The sequence below is a fragment of the Vibrio fujianensis genome, assembly GCF_002749895.1.
In the GTDB taxonomy this organism is placed as follows: domain Bacteria; phylum Pseudomonadota; class Gammaproteobacteria; order Enterobacterales; family Vibrionaceae; genus Vibrio; species Vibrio fujianensis.
Genome location: NZ_NBUS01000043.1, coordinates 488,043 through 493,505, shown reverse-complemented (window position 1 = coordinate 493,505; position 5,463 = coordinate 488,043). Strand labels below are relative to the sequence as shown.

The 5,463-nt window shown below is 43.3% G+C and carries 4 protein-coding genes and 1 tRNA gene; 1 reads left to right on the top strand and 4 read right to left on the bottom strand.

The features are described 5' to 3' along the window. Positions 1-111 precede the first annotated feature (111 nt). Positions 112-196 (top strand) — tRNA-Tyr (locus tag B7C60_RS13090). 111 nt (positions 197-307) lie between these two features. Here the strand turns inward: B7C60_RS13090 and tnpA are convergent. The 4 genes from tnpA to treR all read right to left on the bottom strand — a co-directional run. Beyond that, on the bottom strand, positions 308-769 hold the full coding sequence (gene tnpA, locus B7C60_RS13085) for an IS200/IS605 family transposase (RefSeq protein ID WP_099612017.1): 462 nt from the start codon (positions 767-769) through the stop codon (positions 308-310). 281 nt (positions 770-1,050) lie between these two features. Beyond that, the gene (gene treC / locus B7C60_RS13080; RefSeq protein WP_099612016.1) at positions 1,051-2,736 is read right to left on the bottom strand and encodes an alpha,alpha-phosphotrehalase; all 1,686 of its coding nucleotides are present in this window, start codon (positions 2,734-2,736) and stop codon (positions 1,051-1,053) included. A gap of 65 nt (positions 2,737-2,801) precedes the next feature. Next, positions 2,802-4,226 carry a PTS trehalose transporter subunit IIBC gene (gene treB / locus B7C60_RS13075; protein ID WP_099612015.1) on the bottom strand — a complete coding sequence of 475 codons (1,425 nt, stop codon included), beginning with the start codon at positions 4,224-4,226 and terminating at the stop codon, positions 2,802-2,804. Between the two features lie 289 nt (positions 4,227-4,515). Then, positions 4,516-5,463, bottom strand: a 948-nt coding sequence (gene treR, locus B7C60_RS13070) for a trehalose operon repressor TreR (RefSeq protein ID WP_099612049.1), incomplete at its 5' end; no start/stop codon positions are given.

Here is a 5,463-nt window from a genome sequence, read left to right as displayed (position 1 = left end):
TTCGAATCCGTCCCCCTCCACCATATTCTCTCATTAGAGAAACCCTTGATTGATGTGTTGGGAAAACCTCAGTTAAGTACGTGGTAGTATGACTGCCCGTTAAAACCCCTTGGAGGGGTTCCCGAGTGGCTAAAGGGAGCAGACTGTAAATCTGCCGGCTCCGCCTTCGATGGTTCGAATCCGTCCCCCTCCACCATATTAAAAAAAATATCCACCGGCATAGCCGGTGGTTTTTCATATGCGCCTATAAGGCTCTCCTACTGGCTGCGCCCTAGCAGGCGCATAGTGATCTGACATTTGCATATGACTATTTCCTGCGGCCCGTAAACGGGCTACCTGAATACGGGATCGACAATTGCTCTCCCATTTTAACCTGCTCTAGTTGGTGCTTTATGTAACTTTGTATTTTGCCGGTATTTTTTCCTACCGTATCGACATAATACCCTCGACACCAAAATTCACGATTCCTGTACTTAAACTTCAAATCACCAAATCGCTCATAAAGCATCAGGCTACTTTTTCCCTTCAAATACCCCATAAAGGATGAAACACTCATCTTAGGTGGTATCTCTAAAAGCATATGAATATAATCTGCGCAGCATTCCGCTTCAATAATATTCACGTTTTTCCATTCACATAGCTTTCTAAGTATCTCGCCTACTGCCCTTCGTTTCTCACCATAGAACACCTGCCTTCGATACTTAGGTGCAAAAACCACATGATATTTACAGTTCCATCGCGTATGCGCTAAGCTCTTTTCGTCCCCCATTGGGACCCCCTTTCAATTCTTAATTAACTCTTGCAGTTGCCAGACCACAAGACGTTTTTATCAAATTGAAAGGGGTTATATAACTGACTTATAGCTGTAAGCTTTACAGAACCCCCAGCCTAGCTGGGGGTTTTCTCTATACAAGAAAGCCCACTCATTGAGTGGGCTTTTTTATTACCCTCCAATCAATCAGTGAATGACTTCTCACTCACAAATAAAAAGGCTTCAAGCCGATTCCGCCTTGAAGCCAATAACGCCGTAGATCGGTCAACAGACCCTATTTAATGCTCAACCAAAATAATTCGTGTTTCATAAGGACGCAGTATTTGATGAGCGTGCACTGGTTGATCTGTTGGTAACCGGTAATTTCCCAATAAATAACGCGCATTCTCTAATTGCACCCATTCAGGTAAAACACACTCCTCCTCTCCACTATAAAAGTTATTGAGGCAAAATAGAGTCTGTTTATCATCCCGTCTTTGATAAGCAAAAATGGCTGGATGATCCGGCAACAAATCAAGATAATCTCCCTGTGTGATCACGGGAACCTTTTTACGCAATTGAATTAAACGTTGGTAAAAATAAAAGACAGAACTGTTATCCGCTAAGGCTTGCTCTGCATTGATCTGCTGATAGTTTTCAGCCACGGATAACCACGGTGTCGCCTGACTAAACCCTGCATATACAGCGCTATTCCATTGCATCGGTGTTCGTGAGTTATCGCGTGACTTATCGGCTAAAATAGCCAACATGTCCTCTTTATTGACACCTTTCTGATTAACCATAATGTCATACATATTGGTGCTTTCCACATCACGATACTGCTCAATGGAAGTATAACCAGGATTCGTCATGCCCAATTCCTCCCCTTGATAAACATAGGGAGTTCCCTGCATCATATGAATGGATGCCGCTAACATTTTTGCCGATTCAACACGATACTGCTGATCATCGCCTAAACGACTCACCACTCTAGGTTGATCGTGATTACACCAGAATAAAGCTCCCCAGCCTTGGCCATTAAGCCCAGTTTGCCAGTGGTTAAAAATCTGCTTCAATTGCAAAAAATCAAATGGCGCTTTGGCCCATTTTTCACCATTTGGGTAGTCCACTTTTAAATGGTGGAAATTAAATACCATCGAAAGCTCTTTACCATCTAATGCTGAATATTGCTGACAATGCTCTAACGTGGTCGATGACATCTCGCCGACCGTTACACTACCATAGCGTTGAAAGACATCACGGCTGATTTCTTGCAAATAGTCATGAACTTTTGGGCCATCGGTATAAAATCGTCGACCATCTCCTTGTTCATCATTAGGGAAATCTTGCTGTTTAGAAATGAGATTAATGACATCAAGCCGAAAGCCATCAACGCCTTTTTGAGCCCAGAAATGAATAATATCTTTAACTTCTTGACGTACTTGAGGGTTTTCCCAATTTAAATCCGCCTGTTCTGGAGCAAAAAGATGTAGATAATACTCATGTGTTTTTTCATCCAAAGCCCAAGCACTGCCACCAAACTTCGATTGCCAATTATTGGGAACCTGACCATTAACAGGGGGATGCCAAATATAATAATCTCGGTAAGGGCTTGCTTTATCACCAATAGCCGACTGAAACCAAGCGTGTTTGGTTGACGTATGGTTAACCACAATATCCATAATGATACGAATATCGCGCTGATGGGCTTCATTAAGCAGTTGTTCAAAATCTGCCATCGAACCAAAGTCTGGATTAATGCCATAATAGTCGGCAATATCATATCCATTATCAATCATCGGTGAAGGATAAATGGGGGTAAGCCAAATCGCATCGATCCCCAACAGCTTTAAGTAATCTAACTTGCTAATAATCCCTTGTAGATCGCCCGTTCCTTTTGCACCACTATCACAAAAACTTTTCGGATAAATTTGATAAATCGTGGCCGTTTTCCACCATTCATTATCGCTATTAACTGCTCTCATCTGCTCTCTACTCACTGACTAAAAATGGAGAAAAAAGAGTGGTAATCGACCACTCTAAAATAGAATTACTCGCTTGCTGGTGCTAAATCATCTTTTAATTGCGCACGTTTATACATCAGTAAGGTCAACGCTACAGGCACAACAATGGCAACCAACATCGCCAGCAGATAGGTAACCCAGTATTGTGGCTGGATAGAAAGAATTCCTGGAAGCCCTCCCACACCAATACCATTTGCCATGACACCAGCGCTGCCACAAATTGCCGCCGCTAATGCACTGCCGATCATCGCACTCAGCATAGGAAACTTATATTTTAGGTTAATCCCGTACATTGCTGGCTCTGTAACGCCCAGATAAGCTGAAATAGCCGCGGGGATAGAAATATCTCGCTCACCCTGTTTTTTACTAATGATGATGATTCCCATCACAGCAGATGCTTGCGCAATATTTGACAACGCAATTAGCGGCCAAATGGGTGTCCCGCCGAGATCTTGCATCAGTTGTAAATCTACGGCATTGGTGGTGTGGTGAATACCGGTGATCACTAATGGCGCATACAAAAAGCCAAAAACCATGGAACCAAGTACCGCAAAATCACCCGTCATCGCTGCTTTAGCCGCGTAAGCCACCCCGTCACCAATCACACGTCCAAATGGGCCAATAAAGGCATGGGCTAAAATCACAGCCAGAATAATAGAAAGGAAAGGAACCACCACAAGATAGAGATAAGAAGGAATAATGCGTTTTAAATTCGTTTCAATAAACGCGAGCACAACACCAGCTAAAATAGCCGGAATGACCTGAGCTTGATAGCCAACTTTCTCAATCGCAAACCAACCAAAGTCCCACACCTCTGGCACCTGCGTGCCGATTAAGTAAGCATTCATCAATTGGGGGGAAACCAAAGTCACCCCAAGCGTGATCCCGAGGATCGGTGTCCCACCCAGTTTTTTTACCGTTGACCAGCACACCCCAACAGGAAGGAAGAAAAAGATGGCTTCACCAATCAACCATAAAAAGGCATGCACACTCGCCCAAAACTGGCTAATCTCGGTCAAGGTTTGACCGTCAAACATTTTAATGTCACCAATCACATTACGAAAGCCCAGAATAAGCCCCCCGGTAATGATCGCTGGCAATAGTGGGACAAAAATTTCAGCTAAATGAGATATTCCTCTCTCAAGCACATTCATATTCTGCCGAGCGGCGAGTTTCGCATCATCTTTCGATGTTTCTGATTTCCCCGTTAACGATAATAAAATTTTATAAACTTGATCGACTTCAGTACCAATCACGACCTGAAACTGCCCAGCATTGGTAAAACACCCCTTCACCATACTTAGCGTTTCAATCTGTTTACTATCAGCCTTCGCGGTATCATTCAGTACAAACCGTAAACGTGTTAAGCAGTGACTGACACTCGCAATATTTTCGTTGCCACCAATCAGCTCAATCAGACGAGTGACGTCTTGTTTCGCTATCTTAGCCATATCCCATCCACCCCATTTGTTTTTCATTTATCATAGTTGATATTTTAATGGGAACAATCCCATTCGAATGGTCAGATACTGACATATTCGATATTAAGATAAAATGGGAACAGTCCCATAAATTGAAATGGATCACAAATGGTTCGGGGTTTATCTCAAGAACCGCTTCCTGACGCAACCTAGATAGCACCAATAAACACAAAAGCCATATTGAAAGAAAATGGCTACAATGCATAAAAAGTCCATCATTCGAAAACGAAACGTCAAAGAGAAGATATGGGAGCGCTACTCACAAGGTGGATGCGGGTCGTTGTGTGATATGAACGCACTCAGTGCTATCGTTTGATAACTGATGAATCAGTAAGTTAGCCGCTTTTTCACCTGCCTGATGGTAGCCAGGATCAACGCTATATACATTCGGAAAGAGAAAAGAAAGAAGCTCATTACCACCAACACCAGTCACAGCAATATCATCACGTTGCCGCTCTTGTAAGCGCTTGATAACACCTAATGCCAAGGTATCACTGGCACAGACAATCGCCTGAGTGTCTTGATATAAAACGTGGTCGACCAATTGATAGGCACTTTCATGATCTAGCTCACCGGTTTGATAATTAGGCAACTTGCCGTTCGCCTCACACCAGTCGAGATAAGCCTGTAGACGCATTAACCCCGTGGTTTTATCTCGAGGATTAACGCCAATAAAGGCGATTTGCGATAGATTTTTTTGTTGGAGATAACTCAAAGCTTGATTAATAATACCTTGGTTATCATAATTGATAGAAGAAACAAATTCACAGTCCATTGCAACAAGCACAGCGCGTTTATTCCAACTCGCTAATGTCGATAAATCGATATCAGTAAAGCCAAAAACAATTACCCCATCAACATTACGCTTTGCCAACACTTGCAGGTGAGCTAACGTTTTTTGTCTGTCAAACTGGCTTTCCATAATGACCACATCATAGCCATGCTGATAAAGCACTTGCAACATACGACTGACCGCACGGTTCTCAGACGGCGAATCAAGACGAGAAATAATAACGCCAACCACTTTTTGGCTTCCACCACGCATAGATTGGGCCGATTTTGACGGCACATAGCCAGATTCAGCGATCACTTGCTCAACCCGCGCGCGCGTCTCTGGCCTCACTTTCGGATCATTGGTGAGAACTCGCGATACGGTCGATTTTCCGACACCGGAGAGTTTTGCTATATCAAGGATCGTCAGTTTTTT